The 16,618-nt window shown below is 54.5% G+C and carries 14 protein-coding genes; 7 read left to right on the forward strand and 7 right to left on the reverse strand.

Going from position 1 to position 16,618, the window contains the following annotated elements; genetic code table 11:
* Positions 1 to 10 precede the first annotated feature (10 nt).
* Both MWU39_RS03730 and MWU39_RS03735 read right to left on the reverse strand, forming a co-directional pair.
* Complete coding sequence (locus MWU39_RS03730) at positions 11 to 3,337, reverse strand: FG-GAP-like repeat-containing protein (RefSeq protein WP_247158634.1); 3,327 nt, start codon at positions 3,335 to 3,337, stop codon at positions 11 to 13.
* 247 nt (positions 3,338 to 3,584) lie between these two features.
* Positions 3,585 to 3,734, reverse strand: coding sequence for a hypothetical protein (locus tag MWU39_RS03735; RefSeq protein ID WP_247158635.1), 150 nt, complete (start codon positions 3,732 to 3,734; stop codon positions 3,585 to 3,587).
* Between the two features lie 117 nt (positions 3,735 to 3,851).
* Here MWU39_RS03735 and MWU39_RS03740 point away from each other — a divergent pair, with 117 nt between their 5' ends.
* A complete protein-coding gene (locus MWU39_RS03740) occupies positions 3,852 to 5,834 on the forward strand; it encodes an asparagine synthetase B family protein (RefSeq protein ID WP_247158636.1) in 1,983 nt (660 codons plus the stop codon).
* Positions 5,835 to 6,196: 362 nt separating this feature from the next.
* Here the strand turns inward: MWU39_RS03740 and MWU39_RS03745 are convergent, their stop codons facing one another.
* Positions 6,197 to 7,384, reverse strand: coding sequence for a nucleotidyltransferase family protein (locus tag MWU39_RS03745; protein WP_247158637.1), 1,188 nt, complete (start codon positions 7,382 to 7,384; stop codon positions 6,197 to 6,199).
* 147 nt (positions 7,385 to 7,531) lie between these two features.
* Between MWU39_RS03745 and MWU39_RS03750 the strand changes: the two genes are divergently transcribed.
* Genes MWU39_RS03750 through MWU39_RS03760 form a run of 3 tightly spaced genes read left to right on the forward strand, consistent with a single transcriptional unit; the run spans position 7,532 to position 9,592 of the window.
* On the forward strand, positions 7,532 to 8,449 hold the full coding sequence (locus tag MWU39_RS03750) for an ATP-binding cassette domain-containing protein (RefSeq protein WP_247158638.1): 918 nt from the start codon (positions 7,532 to 7,534) through the stop codon (positions 8,447 to 8,449).
* Positions 8,449 to 9,309 (forward strand): sulfotransferase domain-containing protein, encoded by an 861-nt coding sequence (locus tag MWU39_RS03755; protein ID WP_247158639.1) that lies wholly within the window; start codon positions 8,449 to 8,451, stop codon positions 9,307 to 9,309. The genes MWU39_RS03750 and MWU39_RS03755 overlap by 1 nt, the downstream gene beginning before the upstream one ends.
* Entirely contained in the window at positions 9,302 to 9,592 is a 291-nt protein-coding gene (locus MWU39_RS03760) for a PqqD family peptide modification chaperone (protein WP_247158640.1), read from the forward strand. Before MWU39_RS03755 ends, MWU39_RS03760 begins: the two co-directional genes overlap by 8 nt.
* A gap of 75 nt (positions 9,593 to 9,667) precedes the next feature.
* On the opposite strand, the gene MWU39_RS03765 is transcribed toward MWU39_RS03760, so the two are convergent.
* The 3 genes from MWU39_RS03765 to MWU39_RS03775 form a co-directional block, all read right to left on the reverse strand.
* Positions 9,668 to 10,279: a tail fiber protein gene (locus tag MWU39_RS03765; protein WP_247158641.1), complete on the reverse strand. Its 612-nt coding sequence runs from the start codon at positions 10,277 to 10,279 to the stop codon at positions 9,668 to 9,670.
* Between the two features lie 54 nt (positions 10,280 to 10,333).
* Complete coding sequence (locus MWU39_RS03770; RefSeq protein WP_247158642.1) at positions 10,334 to 10,948, reverse strand: tail fiber protein; 615 nt, start codon at positions 10,946 to 10,948, stop codon at positions 10,334 to 10,336.
* 123 nt (positions 10,949 to 11,071) lie between these two features.
* Complete coding sequence (locus MWU39_RS03775) at positions 11,072 to 11,626, reverse strand: YbjN domain-containing protein (RefSeq protein ID WP_247158643.1); 555 nt, start codon at positions 11,624 to 11,626, stop codon at positions 11,072 to 11,074.
* A 101-nt stretch (positions 11,627 to 11,727) separates the two neighbouring features.
* Here MWU39_RS03775 and MWU39_RS03780 point away from each other — a divergent pair, with 101 nt between their 5' ends.
* Both MWU39_RS03780 and MWU39_RS03785 read left to right on the forward strand, forming a co-directional pair.
* A complete protein-coding gene (locus MWU39_RS03780) occupies positions 11,728 to 12,111 on the forward strand; it encodes a DUF393 domain-containing protein (RefSeq protein WP_348646365.1) in 384 nt (127 codons plus the stop codon).
* Between the two features lie 96 nt (positions 12,112 to 12,207).
* Entirely contained in the window at positions 12,208 to 13,356 is a 1,149-nt protein-coding gene (locus MWU39_RS03785) for an alpha-hydroxy-acid oxidizing protein (protein ID WP_247158645.1), read from the forward strand.
* A gap of 332 nt (positions 13,357 to 13,688) precedes the next feature.
* Here the strand turns inward: MWU39_RS03785 and MWU39_RS03790 are convergent, their stop codons facing one another.
* Complete coding sequence (locus MWU39_RS03790) at positions 13,689 to 15,140, reverse strand: NAD-dependent succinate-semialdehyde dehydrogenase (RefSeq protein WP_247158646.1); 1,452 nt, start codon at positions 15,138 to 15,140, stop codon at positions 13,689 to 13,691.
* A gap of 317 nt (positions 15,141 to 15,457) precedes the next feature.
* Between MWU39_RS03790 and ald the strand changes: the two genes are divergently transcribed.
* Positions 15,458 to 16,540: an alanine dehydrogenase gene (ald, locus tag MWU39_RS03795; protein ID WP_247158647.1), complete on the forward strand. Its 1,083-nt coding sequence runs from the start codon at positions 15,458 to 15,460 to the stop codon at positions 16,538 to 16,540.
* The last annotated feature ends 78 nt before the right edge of the window (positions 16,541 to 16,618 follow it).

The following is a 16,618-nucleotide window of genomic DNA, read 5'->3' on the forward strand; positions in this document are numbered from 1 at the left end:
TGTAGATCGCTCAATCGCGCCAAATCTCTATCTCGCCAGGCGTTAGACCCTCAGGATTGAGGGTCGTCACTTCGCCATCTGCCCAATGCACTTCGATGAGACTGATCGCGGCGGGGTTCCTAAGGCCGAAATGGGCGCCGATCGGGTCAAAAGACTGATAGCCACCGCTCGCTTTGATATCGCGCATCTGACAGCTTTTTGGCTCAACCTTCGCAGCACCGCTGGTGCAAAGGTATACCGTGGCGCCTACGCCATAGCTGCTGCCCTTTTTATCCCGAAGCCTGACCCAGAGCGCCTTTCCTCTTGGGCGATCGTTGCGATGAACGATCATCCTCGAAGAACTGGCATCGCGGATTATGTCGATGTCATTGTCGCGATCAAAGTCGAAGAGCACGTAGCTGTAAGATGGGACGACGTCGTAGAGGCCGAACCTGTTGGTTGCGTCAGCGAACCGGCCTGAATTGTTGTGATACATCACATTTGTCGTCGATGTGCTGGCGGATAACCACGAACCGGTGGTGACAAAAAGATCCTGCCACCCATCCTGATCAAGATCAGCGAAACGACTGTTCCATGTCCATCCGGGAGTATGCACATTTTGCGCCTGCGCAACGTCTTCAAACAGGCCTTCGGCTGTGGCTGTCATCAGGATGTTGCGGGCAGCGATCCCCGGTGCGTGAGTTTCAAGCAGTTTCTCGCTGGAAAGCATCTCGCTTACCGGGAGACCATGGGAATCGCACCAGCTGAGAAACTGCGGGAGGCGTGCAAACGCAGCTTTGCATTTGCGGATTGCCGTCGCCGCGTCAAAATCGCCGCGCGATCGTGACCCGTGCAGCAACATGAATTGATACTTCATTGCAAAGCAAAACGTTGTGTCGGTCAGCCTCTGTGTAATTCCGCAATCGTCATGACCAATCACACCTTCACCGCCGCGAACCTGATCGACCGATTTCAGCTCAGCTGCACAGGCGCGGACTTGCGACAGATTCCAATCATTGTCGCGCCCGAATTGTTGGCAAACCTCAAGAAGTTTGCCGTTTCCAATTCGGGTGTCGCGCGATGAGGTCGCCGGGTTCGATATCTGTCCGCCATAATAATCGCGGCGAAGATCATTGTTGTAATCGCCAACATCGAAGCTCATCGATGTTCGCATAAAATAGGGGAAGGGCTGGTTTGACTTGGAAAAGGGTTCGGTTTTCCGACCGTTTGAAAATGAGATAAGTTGGTCTGTGAACGCGACATCATCACCTTTCAAAAGATCAAGCTGGCCGTCGCCATCAAAGTCGCTGACCAGAGTTGCCAGCGTTTGGCCCCCGCTTCCAGCGAGATCCGCGATGGAAAATATGCGCTCGCCTTCGTTCCATGCAATCTGGTTGGCGGAAACGTCGGCGATGTAACGTGACCATCCCTCGCGTCCCGATCCATGGGCCCATCTGCCAAGAATAATGTCGAGATCCCCATCAGCATCCATATCTGCAAAAGAAAACGACATTACGAGACCATACGGATCGATTGCGAAGCGGATTTGGTTCTGAACATCGAACGAGCCGTTTTCATTGAAGAAAACGAAAACGCCGTCGCCTTTGGTCGAGACGACCAAATCAAGCTGCATGTCATTATCGAGATCGGCGAGCGCTACGTTCAGGACTTCCGAAGCCATGACGCCGCCGAGCTCCACATCTTGACGTTGGAAACGGCCTCCAATGTTGGCGTAGATTGACAGCCCGGTCGTCCCGGTTGGACGACGGGTCACAACATCAATCCACCCGTCTCCATGGATGTCGCCCGCAGCGATCCCTCCCAGCAGTATCTCCGGCGCGAGTTCACGCAGCGGGGTGTTCACCCCGAGCTCTTCCAGTCCAATGTTTTGGCCGGATACCCTTGTGAAAACCTCGCCGGAATCATTTTCTGGAATCGTGTTGAGACGTCCATCACTGGCTGCGTCCGGCGTTTCGATCCCATATACCTTGATTGCACTGGATCGGTCGGTGGTTGCTCGCAAATCCAGCAGGCGACGATTGACCTGCTGAGCTTCGATCAGTGGAGCGATAGCTTCAATTGACGGAGCATCAGGCAGGCTTGGCACCGGAGCAAGGATAGGCTTCGGGGCAGCCAGCAGATAGTTTTCGGTGCGTTCGAAATCATATGCTTGCTCATACTTTGCGGTGGCTTTCGCGATGACTCCGCCAACCACAGCAAGAGCGATTGTGGCAACGAATATCGTTGCTGCCGTCTTCATGGAAACAGCGCGCCAAAGCACCAAGAACGCGTAGATGCTAAACGTACCAAGCGCGATTACGAGCACCGTCGCGTATTCCGTGCTTAATCCAATCCCAAGCAAGACCGCTGTCAGGATAACATCCAGAGCGATAGGGGCAGGCGCAAAGGTGGCGAAAATTGCCAATACGATCATCGCCAGCAGAATCATCACGACACCGCTAGTCGGAAGGCTGGATGCGAGCGCTCCAGTGTCTAGGCCAGTTGCAATCGCTGCTGCTAGCAATGCGGCAAGAAACATCATCGGAACCGTGATGATGCCAATGAAAAACAGGTTGCGGCCGAAAGCGCGCGCATACCAAAGCAGCGCTTCAGTCACACTTTGTGCACCAGCATCCAATTGCTGCGGTGTGAGGGCTTTGGCAATCCAACCCGAAAGGCCGCGCGCTTCGGATACTTTGGCGAGGTTCGCGATGTTGTCGCCGCTCGCTGCGGTTTCATCCTTGAGCCAGTACCTGCAGAGAAGCGGTACAATAAGCAGGATCATGGTGAGGGACAGCAACAGTTTTGTCGCCGCCACATGCATCGGCAACAAGGCAAAACTCATTCCCACAACGATCACGTTTAGGGTCGGTGATGCAATCAACGCCGCAAGAGTGGTCTCAAGCCGCATTCGCCCGACATGTAGTCCCAATGCAATCGGCGCTGCGCAATTCACGCACACACCTAGCGGTGCACCGATCGCAGCGCCCAGCGCAGCATTGGCGAAGCCATTTTTGAACGAGCGGCGCTTAACAACGGAAAGCAGCGTGAGCAGCGCAGCCCCGAACAGGACGCCGAAAGTCATCCCCTTCCAATTCGTAACGATCCAGTTCGCCACGTTGGCGGTGAATTCCCACCAAACAGGGCTATTCGGAAAGATATCGAGGACAATGTCGAACGCGAGCCCAGACATCGGCGTGTCACCGCCCATGAGCGCCTTTTCATTGAGGGCAGGGTAGCGAGATCCGGTCCAAAAAATGGCGACCAAAACGGCCATCACCAAGCCGCTTAGAATGAGGCGTCCGTTGCGTTCGAGAAAGGTATGTCCAAAACGCTGGGCAAACGCGGGCCCCGTCATTGCTGCGTTCCTCGAAGATCAATCATCTACAGCCCACTGAACCCCATGACCTCGCGCCCAACAAGATCGGAATAGACCGAATGGACGGAAAGGTCGATTTTTGATGCAAGTTAGGCGTCAGTAGCGGTCTACAACGCGCATAAATACAGTCCGACCGCAGAGCAGTCCGATCCATTCATTCAAAAGTGTACAGAAAGCAGGATATGCAAAAGACTTAAAATCTCTCGCGCAATCCTTCCCCTAGAGGTTAGCTAAGAGAAGTGCTGGCGCCGCCAGCGCCATCAACGCCGGGAGCGAAGCCGTTTTCGATATCAGAAAGGTTAGAATCGAGCTCGACCAATTGTGGTTTTGACCATTCCGCTTTTTTTACAGACACTTCGTTATTATGGTTAGGCATAGTAATTCCCCCAAGAGTAGTGCACTTATCACGCGTCTATCATGGCGAATTTTTCAATGCAATTATATAGGCGGCGGAAGCCAACTTAGGTTGCCGTCAAGAAGCGAGGGGGAGTATTTGGCAAGTTTCGCAGTGATACTCCGAAAGAGCAATCGACCGCTGACTGGCGATCTTACGGAACGTATGCGCTCCGTCCTCGGCGTTTTCGGCCCGGACAAAGACGGTGTGGTGAGCCGTGGCCCGATCCAGATGATTTGGACGCAGGATGTGGGTTTTACGCCCCAAGATCGTTGGGAAGAACAACCCGTGGTCAGTCATGATCGCTGGCACTTGTTGTTCGTCGGCTTTTTGATGCACCGAGAAGAGCTCGCCGATAAAGTCGGTCTCGAACGCGCCGAACTCACGAACATCCCGGACAGCAAGCTGGTCATGATGGCTTGGGAAAAATGGGGCGAGACGTGTCACGACCATTTGTACGGTGCTTACAGTTTCGTAGTGTGTGACATTGCCAATCACACGATCATAGCCAAGCGCGGCAGTGAAGTTAGCGCCAGCATCTACTATCATGAAGACGATGACCGCTTGATTTTGACGACATCGACTAAGGCAATTTTTTGCGATGAAACTGTCGAAAGGAAAGTCGACGAAAGCCGGATCGCTGACGCTCTGGTACTGAACTTCGAAAACCGAACTCAATCGTACTTCGCTGGCATTTCTATTTTGCCTTCCGGCCATTCCATGCGCGCTAACCCACACGGGCTGCGAGTGGAACGGACGTCATACTTGGACCGAACACCCGATGTCCGCTTTGCCAATGATGACGACTATGTCGAGGCTGCTGGCGAGCTTTTGAGCCGAGCGGTGTCGTCTTCGATGCGCTCTCTAAAGCCTCCTGCATTGATGCTGAGTTCGGGATTGGATTCCGCGTCAGTGGCTGCAGTCATGATTGAACACATGGCTGGTTCAAATGCGACTAGTGACGAACGGTTGAAGGCGTTTACTCATGTACCAGCAGGCTATTGGGATGGCTCTGTCAGGAACGGTTGGGCGGGGGATGAAAGCGGTCCTGTGAAGGCGATGGCTGCTCTCTATCCGCAGTTGGACGTCGAGTTTGTCGGATCGGAATTGCTGCCGTTCGATCATGGACTGGATCTGGTACAGTCTTATGCGGACATGCCGCTTCGTGGCTTGGCCAATCTGTACTGGGGTAGGGAGATCGATCACAAGTGCCTCCAATCAGGTCGCAACGTGATGCTCACCGGTTCAAGTGGAAATGCGACGCTGAGTTTCGCGATGAAATCGATGATTTTCGGGAAGCTTTTTCGGAAGGGACAGTGGCTTCGACTCCTGAAAGAGCATCACCTTTCTTATCATGGCAATGTCCCGGGACCCTTTTCCTATCTCAAGCGATTGACACGCCAGGCCATTTTGCCAAACGCGCCAGATTCACTGTTCGGTCTCTATGCACGCCATAGAGCGCCGGACAAAGGCAAGGGCTTCCACGCTTTCTCTGCAATCAATCCCGACTATGCGGAAGAGATGGGGGTACGGGAAAGAATGGCAGAATTTGGTTGGGATGACGGCTACCGGCTCCCAAAAGACCGGAAAGAAATGATGCGCATTATGGCGGAGCGTGGAGGCCGTGAAGAGGCGTCTGCACTGGTTGAGCCCTACAAAGCAGCAGCCGGAACGGTGACGAGAGACCCGCTTGGTGATCGCAAGATTGTCGAATTTTGCTATGCGATCCCGGATGATCAGTTTTGCAAAGACGGCACCGATCGCAGGCTGATCAAGCGCATGATGGCGGACAAACTTCCGTCCGAGGTTTTGAACGCACCGCGCGGTGAGCAGTCAGCTGATTGGCACGGCAGGATGGGCCTGGACATCGAACGGATCGACTCTGAACTGGATCGGCTTTCCGATGATCCCATGATGGCCAAACGGCTTGATCTAAAGCGGCTCAGGAAGCTTACGAAAAACTGGCCAGAGAAAACTCCGGTCTCGCAATCTGAATTCTCCGAACACCTGATTGCGCGATATGCCATCGGTCGCGCGATTTCCGTAGCGCGTTTCATAAATCAGGTGGAGGGCAAGAACTAGCCCGTCACCAGCGCTTTGAAATGACGTGAGTCCACGGTCTGAGCTTGATGCCACCTGCGGCCTATAAGCTCTCGCGCGGTATCAAAAAAGTGTCCAAGTTTTCACATTGCAGTTGTTCGAAATCCTTATTGGAATCCACGTTGTGGCGGGGTCGGTAGGTCTGCTCGCGTTTTGGTTGCCAATTCTGACCGGCAAAGGCTCGCGGCCCCACCGTAAATGGGGTCGGATTAGTCCGCTGGGCACCTGAAGAGGTTTTCTACCCTCTCGTTTGGGCTGGTCCAAGCGTGATCGGCGTCGGGTTGATAATCTAATTCACGATTTTGACACAGCCTAAGGATCGTCCCGCTACATCGAACTAGGCATTATGAGCGTACTTTCCTGATTGCCCACAGGACCGGGCGAAGCGGGTAGTAAAGCCAATCCAGGGTCTTGGGTAATGGCAGCGCCAGAACATCTGGCAGCGCGCGCATGTGTGCGATCGTGCCCCGTATCGCTTGCGCAGAACCGCCATAGAGAACTGAGCGAACGTGTGTTTGGCGTCGAATTCGAGCAACTGCATCGCGCGAAGAAGCCGATCTGTACGGGGTTAGCATCCGTTCAATAGGGAAAGCCAAGAACTCAGGCTCGTCTATCTCCTCGATTGTGCGGCTCAATTCTGCGGGAGGCGGCTTGCCCCACAGGATATCACGTAAGCCGAGAGCCTGAAGCACCGAGGGACCACAGCCAAGCTCTTTGGCTCTCGCGTACCAGTCAATGATAACCCGCTCCGAGCTATCACCGATCAGCGCATTGATATCGGCCAACCATTTGAGCCGGCTCCAATCGGTAAGCGCGCCATGCACGCAAAGATAAGCAAACTGTTCCGCTTCACCGAGAACAGCAATCTCACCCGCATTGCCAAAACCAGTTTTCCGCATGTTGCTAAGCGGATCAAAATTGGAAAAGGCATCTGGAAAATCGACCATCTTCCAATGCAGGTCGACCGCGACATTGCTGTCGTTTTGAAGGGTGATCTCTTTGAAATGACGAACCACACAGCGTGTTTGCCGCTGGGTCAAATTCGTACCGTTCTCAACCAGTCTAAATCCTTCTTTCGCCAAAATCTGGACCGATTTCCATGCGTTTTCCGGCGCGATCAAAAGGTCTATATCGCCGCTGCGCCTGATCGCTTGAGACCTATATAGCTGCTCGGACAGGGGAAGGCCCTTCAATACGATATTCAGAACGCCGTTTTCATTTAACAGGGCATGCAGCTTGCTTGTCATGTGCGATTGCAAAAGGTTGCGCAGCACTCTCCCACTCTCAATACCCCGCCATTCCTGACGGATATCGGCAGGTACATCACGGCAATCCTTTAGGCGGTCATATGCAAAACCCTCGACGTGGTGCCGGACTGCTTCTGAATGGAATGCGGTCCAGTCTTTGATCGTTTGCAGTCGTTCCTGAACCTGTGCCTTTGAAGAGGCGGTTTTCGGCCGATCACAACATGCTGCAAGCAGTCGCAATTCAGCGGAAACTTCGAGCCTTTGAGGATGATTGTCACTGAGCATGTTTATTCGACTGCCTAGGCTTGCCTGCTGTTCACCGCAATGGCATCACGTCGCTATGGCGGGTATTGTGAATTATCGGGCGCGCGGGCTGTCTCTCAGCGCAGAGCTGCTCGTTCAAAGCGGGCAACCACTAACTAATTTCGCGCAATGAAATTCCCGTTCACAATCAAATCCGACATTGAATTGGGCCATCGAAGCACAGCTTTGGTGGTTGACCGCGATGCGGATGTGATAATCCGCGAGGGCGACGTACCTGATGCAATTGAATCCAAACTTGATGGAGCAGCATTCCAGATCAAGCGCGGTGAATTTTTGCACAACATTCCTGATGGCAGCAGCCTGTATGTGAATGACGGCCGCGAGATCATTTATCGCCGTGGTCCGCAAACAACGGACCGCGATCTCGCGCTCTTCATCCTCGGATCAGCATGGGGTGCGGTTTGTTACCAGCGGGGCCTGATACCGATCCACGCCAGCGCCAACATTGCCGATGGCAAAATCGTGGCCTTCACCGGTCATTCGGGTGCAGGCAAATCGACGCTAGCAGCAAATTTGGCGGTGCGAGGATATAGTTTTTTCACAGATGACACGCTGATTTTCGATCAAACCTCCAACGCTGCCGAAGCGATATGCTTTGCTGGCCAGAAACAATTGAAGCTTTGGCGAGACGCGATCGAGGTGACAGGCGCGACGGCTTTGCATCCCGTCCGGCAAGACGAGACAGTCGACAAGCATTTCGCAGTGCCCCCATCGCCAAGCGATTTGATCGCGGCGCCGCTCGATAGACTGTTTGTAATCACGCGTTCCCGTAACGATGCCAAAGAACCGAATACCATTGTGAATCTCAAAGGGTCGGAGGCTTTGCTCGCCATTCGGGCAAATCTTTACAGACCGCATTACGCCGAGATACTGATGGGGCGCAGTGCTCTGTTCCTCGGTCTCAAACAGCTTGCGGATAAGGTGAAGGTCGCGCGCTTTGTCCGGCAAACAGGCGAAGAAAACTACGACGCAGCCCTGGACTATATCAGCGCGGCGATTGGTCCCGCTTCTGCTAACGCGATTTAATGGAAGCTGGTGAAATCGTCTGGCTGGCAAGCTATCCCAAATCGGGCAACACTTGGGTCCGCATCTTATTGTCCAATTTGCTTGGCCTGAAAGCCGTTTCGGATGATGATGGAATCTCGCCAGCTGGCGGTATGACCAGCGATCGCCGAATGTTCGAGCATTATACTGGCGTCAATTCGTATGAGCTTACTAAAGCAGAAATCGACCTGCTGCGCCCCAGTGTCTATCGCGAAGCAGCACGCAATTCGACTGGCATCTTTCTCATCAAGGCTCATGATGCATTTCGCAGGTTGCCCGACAACCAGCCATGCTTCCCTGCAAACTGTTCGCGCGGTGTGCTCCTCATGGTTCGTGACCCGCTGGATGTAGCCATATCCTACGCGCACCATAGCGGCGAAGATGACCTTGAAAAGGAAGTCGCGGGTATGAACGATCCGCAAAGGTTTCTCGGAGGTGGGGAGAAGGAACAGCTCCACCAATTCATGGGCGATTGGTCAGCGCATTATCGCAGTTGGATACAACAGAATGATATTCCGGTATGCGTTGTGCGTTATGAGGATCTACAAGTTGACGCTGCGCGAGAGCTGAAGAAGATCGTGAAATTCATCGGTATCAAACCGCCTGAATGCGCGCTGTCGATCGAACAAGCCGTGGAAGCATCGCGGTTTGACCGATTGCAGAAAATCGAAAGCGCAAAAGGTTTTCAGGAGCGGCCTGCCGTGGCCGACCGCTTTTTCCGGTCAGGACGATCTGGTGAAGGACGAGAGACAATGCCTGATCGTTTACAACGTGAATTGATTGCCTATCACGGCGAAGTGATGAGAGAATTGGGATATCTTGAGGAGCATAAAAGTGAATGAGACGGCAGCGATTTTGCTGGATCAAACAGTGTCCAAATCTGACAGCTTTGTCGAAAGCGGCATCGATGACGAGGCCGTTTTGATGAGCCTGCATGAGGGCAGCTTTTCTTCATTGACGCAAACCGGCCTGCGGATTTGGTCGATGATGGAGGATCCTATTCTCGTATCCGATATCTGCGCCCGACTTCTGGAAGAGTTCGACGTAGAAAAATCCGAATGCGAAGCCCAAACGATTGGCTTTTTGCAGAGCCTAAGGAACAAGGGTTTCATTGAAGTCAGTTAAGGCTTGGCTTCGCTGCAAAAAGAAGGGCGCAGCGATCTCTCGCTACGCCCTGTCTATTTAGGCAGGCTTCCTGTGTTAGTTACGCGATGGGAAGATCCCATTTAGTGCAATACACCAACGCACTGTTTGAAAAGGTGAGACCTTGTTCACGGCGACGTTGCCTCCGGTGCTGTTGATCCGCACCGTATCAGGATGCATGTTGTTTACTGCTGGATCGCCATCCAGGTACGCATTCGTTCCTGTCGACTGAGCGAAGCCGTTCCGAACCGGTTGATTCGTGTCCGCTGGGCCTGGACTTGCAGCGACTGTACCTGTGTGCGCGTGCGACGGCAGGTTTGCCGCAACCAGAGTAAAGGATGGCGCCCCGCCTCGGCCACCAATTGGATAATTGCCAATGCCCGGACCATTGCCCTGGCTAACGGGACGCCGTCCACGCAAGTCTGGAAGAGCCAATGTTGTCCTGCCATCGCCACCGTAAGTCGTGCCGATAATCGCAAATAACGCAGTGTTCTGCGAAATCGGAAGCAGTTGTCCGCTCGCTTCGGCCCAACTTCGCGGGCAAAAATTTCCGCCAAAGGCCGAAACCTGTCCGATAAATTGTGTACCCGATTGCGCGTGCGCTGGCGTTGATACACTGACTGTCGCAGCCGCAATCGCCGCCGTTGCGGATAGTTTAAGAGTCTTCATATTCGTGTCCTCTCGCAAAAGAAAAATGGATAGCTTGCAATTCATTCAGCAAGCTCAGTTGCGAGACGGGAAAACACCTTGGGTTGCGATGCACCATTGCAGAGTCAAATACGGCGAAACCTTATTGACTGATTGACTTCCGCCAGCTGCACTAATCCGAAGCAGATCGGGGTGCATGTTGTTGATTGCGGGGTCGCCATCCAGATACACGTTCGCACCGTTGGTCGATCTTGCGAAGCTGTTACGTACTGGCTGGTTGGTGTCACCCGCGTTCGGGCTGGCTGCGACCGTACCGGTATGGCTGTGCGAAGGCATAGTAGCTTCAGTCAGTGTGAAGTTCGTAGAACCGCCCAACGAACCCTGTGTGTAGTTTGGGAGACCAGCGCCTGTCCCAGTTGAAATCGGAGCCCGACCGCGAAGGTCGGGTAGGCCGAATGTTGTCCGTCCATCGCCGCCATACATAGTGCCGAGCAGCGAAAACAAAGACTGGTTTGAGTTGATTGCGAGAATCGTTCCGTTGGTGGCCGCCCAACCACGAGGGCAGAAATTACCGCCGAACAGCATCATCTGGCCAAGCAATGGATCTGCTTGAGCCTTCACCGGTGCCGGTGTTGTCATCATGCCAGCTGCGATCATTGCGCTGGCTGCTAGAGTAGCTTTGATTTTCATAAAATATTCCCCCCTTTTGGAAATAGGCTCGCGCCCTGCTTTCTTATTCACCTTCAAGATTGATTGAGCAAGATTGAATGCAGTTTTTTTGTTTTCATCAGTCAACGTTCTTGTACGAAAAGATTACTCACCTTGTGGGTAAAAGGGAGAGATTGTGTTTTGGAAATCCGTCGCGCTGCGAATGAAATTGGCGAATTCTGACACCAAATTGCCTTGCGCGGTGCCGAAGTCGGCGATGACATAGCGTACAATATAAGGTGAACCGTCTGGCAAGCGGCCCGCATTGATGGCTGGATTACCTTGCAGGTAACCTACGATAGCAGATTGGAATTCTTCATCAGAACCGCCTGCGGGCGCATCCCAAATCGACATCATATACATTGCTTTGCAATGCCTCGCGTCAGCCGCGTCATCTGTCTCGCAGGCTCTGAAGCTGATTTCGAAGCGCAGACCATTGGTGGCCGTTGCGATTAACTTCACATCCCCTTGGGGATCGGCGCCAGACATTTGATTGCCGGTAACGACCGCCAGCGCCGGAGAAACAGTTGTTTCATTGATCCGCTCAATCACTTCGGTTTGATCAATCGACTCAATTGGTTTCGGTTGAGCATGTGCAGCCGTTGCGAAAAGCGCTGTTGCTGCGATCGAAAGCGAACCGGCAGTTCGGAAGAAATTCATTGTGTCCCCTCTGAGTAATTGTGGGCTAACCTGACCGATTACGCGCATCTTGTCACCAGCCTCTTGCTTGAATTCTTGTCGCGACGTCGCACATATTTGGGGTGCAAACATCACGCGCATCTTCGTCGTCGTCGCCAGTAAAGGTCTGGTATGATGGCGCATGCCCAATGTGCATGCGCGAAATCGCGTTGATGCGAAGGCTGGACAGGAATTCGGCAATTGTATTCGTTGATGTGGCAGACGGTGCCGATCCGACCTGCCCGATTGATCAGAGCGAGTTGCTGGCGCGCTTTCATGCGGAAGAGAACGGCACGATCGTAAGCGGTGCCGCTGCTTTTGCTGTGATGTGGCGCCGCATTCCTTCCCTGCGGTGGCTCGGGTTGATCGCGCGGAGCAAAACTGTGCTCAGGGTCCTCGAATGGGGGTATATTCAACACCTCAAGATCCGTCCGCAATTGCAGAGCCTGCTGCGAAAGTTCGGTTGAAGGCAAACAATCCGCTTGCTCCGCCGGTGCAAAGTGGTTCACTCTTTGCGCAAGATAAAATGCGGGAGAGAATAAGCGATGCACAATTTCGGCGGCATGCAGAACGAGATCTATAACGCCGGGCTGAGAGGGCATTTGCCGACTTTCCCGGTTGATTTTGCGACCCTTGAAAAGCGCGCTCATGAAGCGCTTGGGCCGATGCTGACCAACTATGTCGCAGGCGGTTGCGGCGATGAGCATACGCAAGACACCAACGCTTCCGCCTTTCATCACTGGGGCATGATCCCGCGCATGATGGTCGATTGCACGGAGCGTGATCTCTCGATCGAATTGTTCGGCCACAAATTTGATACGCCGCTGTTTATGGCTCCTATCGGACTGAACGGAGAGGCAACGCAGGACCGGCATGGCGATATGGCCGCGGCGAGGGCGTCTGCGATGACGGGCGTTCCTTTCTGCGCCTCGACCCTTGGCAATGATCCGCTGGAGGATGTGAAGAAGGCATGCGGCGATACGCCTGCGTTCTTCCAACTCTACACTCCGCGCAACCGCGAGTTTGCGGAGAGCCTGATTGGGCGTGCCGAAAAGGCGGGCTATTCCGCTCTGGTGGTCACGCTCGATACATGGGTCACAGGCTGGCGCCCGCGCGATCTCAACGCATCGAACTTTCCTCAACTGCGCGGGAAGGTTCTCCAAAACTACTTCCAAGACCCTGTCTTCCGCTCGCTGCTCGAAAAGCCCCCGGAAGAGGATATGGAGGCCGCGATCATGATGTTTGCCGGGGTGTTTGGTCAAGTGCTGACCTGGGACGACATGAAATGGTTCAAAGATGTCACCGACATGCCGATCGTCCTCAAAGGTATTTGCCACGCCGATGATGCCAAGCGGGCGGTCGATTGCGGTGCCGATGCCATTTATTGCTCCAATCACGGCGGGCGTCAGGCCAATGGCGGGATTGCGACCATCGATCTGCTCGAAGACATTGTGAAAGCAGCGGGCGATGTGCCGGTGATGTTTGACAGTGGAATTCGTTCTGGCTCCGATGCGGTCAAGGCGCTGGCCATGGGGGCGAGGGCCGTTGGGGTGGGGCGCCCGTATACTTACGGTCTCGCCTTAGGCGCGGCAGAAGGTGCCGCTTGGGTTCTGCGTTCAATTCTCGCCGAGGCAGATCTGCTGATGGCGGTAAATGGCTACCCTGATCTGGCAGAGGTGAGGGCAGCGGGGGTTCAGCGCACAGATCGTTGAGACGCCTCATTTTGAATCAATTTGCGCAATTAAGTGCTTGTCCGAGCCTGCGCATTTGTAAATTCCTGACGCGTTAACCAAATTTAGACTCAGTTTTCCACAGCTTAGGTGTTAACTTCTCCGAATAACAAAGCGCGAATCGGGGGCGCAGCACATGGAACGACCAACCATTATCTCAAGCGGTCCGGACTCAATGGGCCGGACAGTTTGCTTTGGCGACGAGATGTCGCGCCGGGCACGTTATGGACGCATTCGTCCGATGCCGACGCGCAAATCTTTGATCGCTCGCGCTTTTTCGCGCTTTCTGCCGCACCGCTAAGCGGTCGCCGCGATCACGCGCCAGACTTGGCAACTGTGACCAGCTTGGTCTCGGTATAGCCAAGATACCCTTCGACACCGCTTTCCGAACCAAACCCGCTATCACCGACCCCGCCGAATGGAGTCTCGGGTGATCCGACCGCGAAGTGGTTAATCGCAACCATGCCTGCGCGCAGCGAACTGCCGAGATAGTGGCTTTCGTCAAGATTTCCGGTGAAGGCGTAAGCCGCTAGTCCATATTGCAGAGAATTTGCTATCCGCACGGCGTCCTCGATATCGTCATAAGGCACGATCCCGGCGACGGGGCCGAATGGTTCTTCGGTCATCAATCGGCTTTGGGCAGATGGGCCTGCCACCACAGTCGGCTGGAAGAAATGACCTGCGCCGTCGATTGCCGAACCGCCAGTGACGATCTCACCCATCTCTCCGCCTAGCGATCCCATCAGATCCTGCATTGCGGCGACACGCCCGCCATGCGCCAACGGTCCCATATCAACGGCGTCGTCCTGGCTGGCGTCACCCACTTTGAGCGCGCTTGCCCGAGCGGCAAATTCGCTCACGAACTTGTCGTAGATACCGCGCGCAACAAGGAAGCGGGTCGGCGAGACGCAGACCTGCCCAGCATTGCGGAACTTGGTCGCCGCACACGCAGCAACAGTGCGTTCAAAATCTGCGCTCTCGCCGATGACCACTGGCGCGTGTCCACCAAGTTCTGCGGTGAAACGTTTGAGGCCTTGAGCGGCCATTGCGCCGAGCTGCTTACCGACAGCGGTCGATCCGGTGAAGCTGATCTTGCGCATGGCGGGTGCGGTGATGAGGTGCTCGGAAATTTTCGCGGGATCACCATAAACCACGTTGATCGCGCCCGCGGGCACCCCTGCATCGACAAAACATTCGACCAGCATCTGCGCGCAGGCCGGCGTGGTTTCGGCTGGTTTCAGGATGCACGAGCAGCCTGCTGCGAGCGCACCGGCTAATTTCTTGGCAGGCAGATTGATCGGGAAATTCCACGGGGTGAACAAGGCCGCTGGCCCAATCGGTTCCTGTGTGACGCGCTGTTGCAGCAAATGCGCCCCGCGCACTGGCACCAATCGGCCACCTTGCCGTTTCGCCTCTTCGCCGAGGAAGTCGATCAGGTCAGCCGCACCCACGGTTTCACCGAGAGCCTGAGCATGCGGCTTGCCCACTTCGAGCGTCATAACCCGCGCAATTTCTGGCGCGCGTTCTCTCAGCAACTCGGCGGCTTTACGCAGGATCTTGTGCCGCTCGGCACCAGGAGTGTTTGACCAAACAGGGAAGGCATCGTTTGCCGCGGTGACGGCAGCATCAAGTTGTTCGCTCGAAACCTTGGGGCAATCGCCGATTTTGGCCTCTGTCGCAGGGTTGCTCACCGGCATGGTTCCATCGCCGCCATCGACAATCCATTCGCCACCGATCAGCATTTTGAGTTCTGGATAATTCGTCATGCGATGCTTCCTTTGTCTTTATTGGGCCGCGAATTCTGTATGACTTGCATGACATGTTGGACAATGTGTCATGTGTGGCTTTCTGGCGTAAAACACTGAAATACTGACACTACTTGTATGTAGGAGTCAGTTGACACTTTTCCGACATTTCCTTCTGTCAAACCCGTTTCACAGCCCATGATTTGGCATGGAATAATGGTAGTAGGAAAGCGTGCGCCAAAGAACCCCTGCTTTTCCCGATTGAATAATTATGCGCAAGTTTGTAACATAATTGCGTAAATGCGGCGGCGTTTCTGCCCGATTCCCAGGAGAGTATTATGCTCATTGGCGTCCCTAAAGAGATCAAGAACCATGAATACCGCGTCGGTCTGACGCCGGAAGCTGCGCGTGAATATGTTTCGCGCGGGCACTCCGTCATTGTTGAGACGGGCGCTGGTTCGGGTATCGACAAAGCGGATGACGAATACGCCAAAATCGGCGCGGAAATCGTCAGCAGCGCAGAGGAAGTGTTCGCCCGCGCGGAAATGGTTGTGAAGGTCAAAGAGCCACAGCCGAACGAATGGACACAGCTGCGCGAAGGGCAAATCCTCTTCACCTATCTCCACCTCGCACCCGATCCCGATCAGGCCCGTGGATTGATGGAAAGCGGTGTTTCCGCCGTGGCCTATGAAACCGTAACCGGCCCCGGTGGCGGCTTGCCGTTGCTTGCCCCGATGAGCGAAGTTGCGGGTCGGCTCTCAATCGAAGCGGGCGCTCAGGCGCTGCGCGCAAACAATGGCGGACGCGGCACTTTGATGGGCGGCGTACCGGGCGTTTTGCCAGCGCGCGTCGTGGTTCTCGGCGGCGGGGTTGTTGGCACTCAGGCAGCGCGTATGGCCGTCGGTCTTGGCGCGGATGTTGAGATTTTCGACCGTTCACTCCCGCGCCTCCGCCAGCTCGATGAAATGTTCCAGGGCCGTGTAAGCACCCGTTATTCGACCGCAGGCACAATCGAGCAGGCGCTGACCACGGCAGATGTTGTGATTGGTGCCGTGTTGATCCCAGGGGCAAGCGCGCCGCATCTGGTGCCGCGCGAAGATCTGAAATTGATGAAGAACCGTGCGGTTCTGGTCGATGTTGCAATTGACCAGGGCGGCTGTTTTGAAACGTCCAAAGCGACGACGCACGAAAACCCGACCTACGAAGTCGACAATGTGATCCATTACTGCGTCGCCAATATGCCAGGCGCGGTGCCGCTCACATCCAGCTATGCGCTGAATAACGCGACGCTGCCATTCGGACTGGCGTTGGCTGAAAAAGGCGTGAAAGCCTGCGATGACGATCCGCATTTGGCGCCCGGATTGAACGTGCATAAGGGCAAAATCGTGAACGAGGCCGTTGCAGAAAGCCTCGGCTTCTAAAGCGGATTCTCGGCACTGTTGCAAAAAACAGAACACTTACTGCGACGAAATCGCGGGAATTTTTGGCCTGTTTAAGCT

The organism is Erythrobacter sp. F6033 (assembly GCF_023016005.1).
Taxonomy (GTDB): domain Bacteria; phylum Pseudomonadota; class Alphaproteobacteria; order Sphingomonadales; family Sphingomonadaceae; genus Erythrobacter.

Coding starts and splice junctions, on each gene's coding strand:
- MWU39_RS03755 (WP_247158639.1), top strand. CDS start 8,449: ATGGAAGCTGGTGAAATCGTCTGGCTGGCAAGCTATCCCAAATCGGGC.
- MWU39_RS03750 (WP_247158638.1), top strand. CDS start 7,532: ATGAAATTCCCGTTCACAATCAAATCCGACATTGAATTGGGCCATCGA.
- MWU39_RS03735 (WP_247158635.1), bottom strand. CDS start 3,734: ATGCCTAACCATAATAACGAAGTGTCTGTAAAAAAAGCGGAATGGTCA.
- MWU39_RS03770 (WP_247158642.1), bottom strand. CDS start 10,948: ATGAAAATCAAAGCTACTCTAGCAGCCAGCGCAATGATCGCAGCTGGC.
- MWU39_RS03745 (WP_247158637.1), bottom strand. CDS start 7,384: ATGCTCAGTGACAATCATCCTCAAAGGCTCGAAGTTTCCGCTGAATTG.
- ald (WP_247158647.1), top strand. CDS start 15,458: ATGCTCATTGGCGTCCCTAAAGAGATCAAGAACCATGAATACCGCGTC.
- MWU39_RS03790 (WP_247158646.1), bottom strand. CDS start 15,140: ATGACGAATTATCCAGAACTCAAAATGCTGATCGGTGGCGAATGGATT.
- MWU39_RS03730 (WP_247158634.1), bottom strand. CDS start 3,337: ATGACGGGGCCCGCGTTTGCCCAGCGTTTTGGACATACCTTTCTCGAA.
- MWU39_RS03785 (WP_247158645.1), top strand. CDS start 12,208: ATGCAGAACGAGATCTATAACGCCGGGCTGAGAGGGCATTTGCCGACT.
- MWU39_RS03765 (WP_247158641.1), bottom strand. CDS start 10,279: ATGAAGACTCTTAAACTATCCGCAACGGCGGCGATTGCGGCTGCGACA.
- MWU39_RS03775 (WP_247158643.1), bottom strand. CDS start 11,626: ATGAATTTCTTCCGAACTGCCGGTTCGCTTTCGATCGCAGCAACAGCG.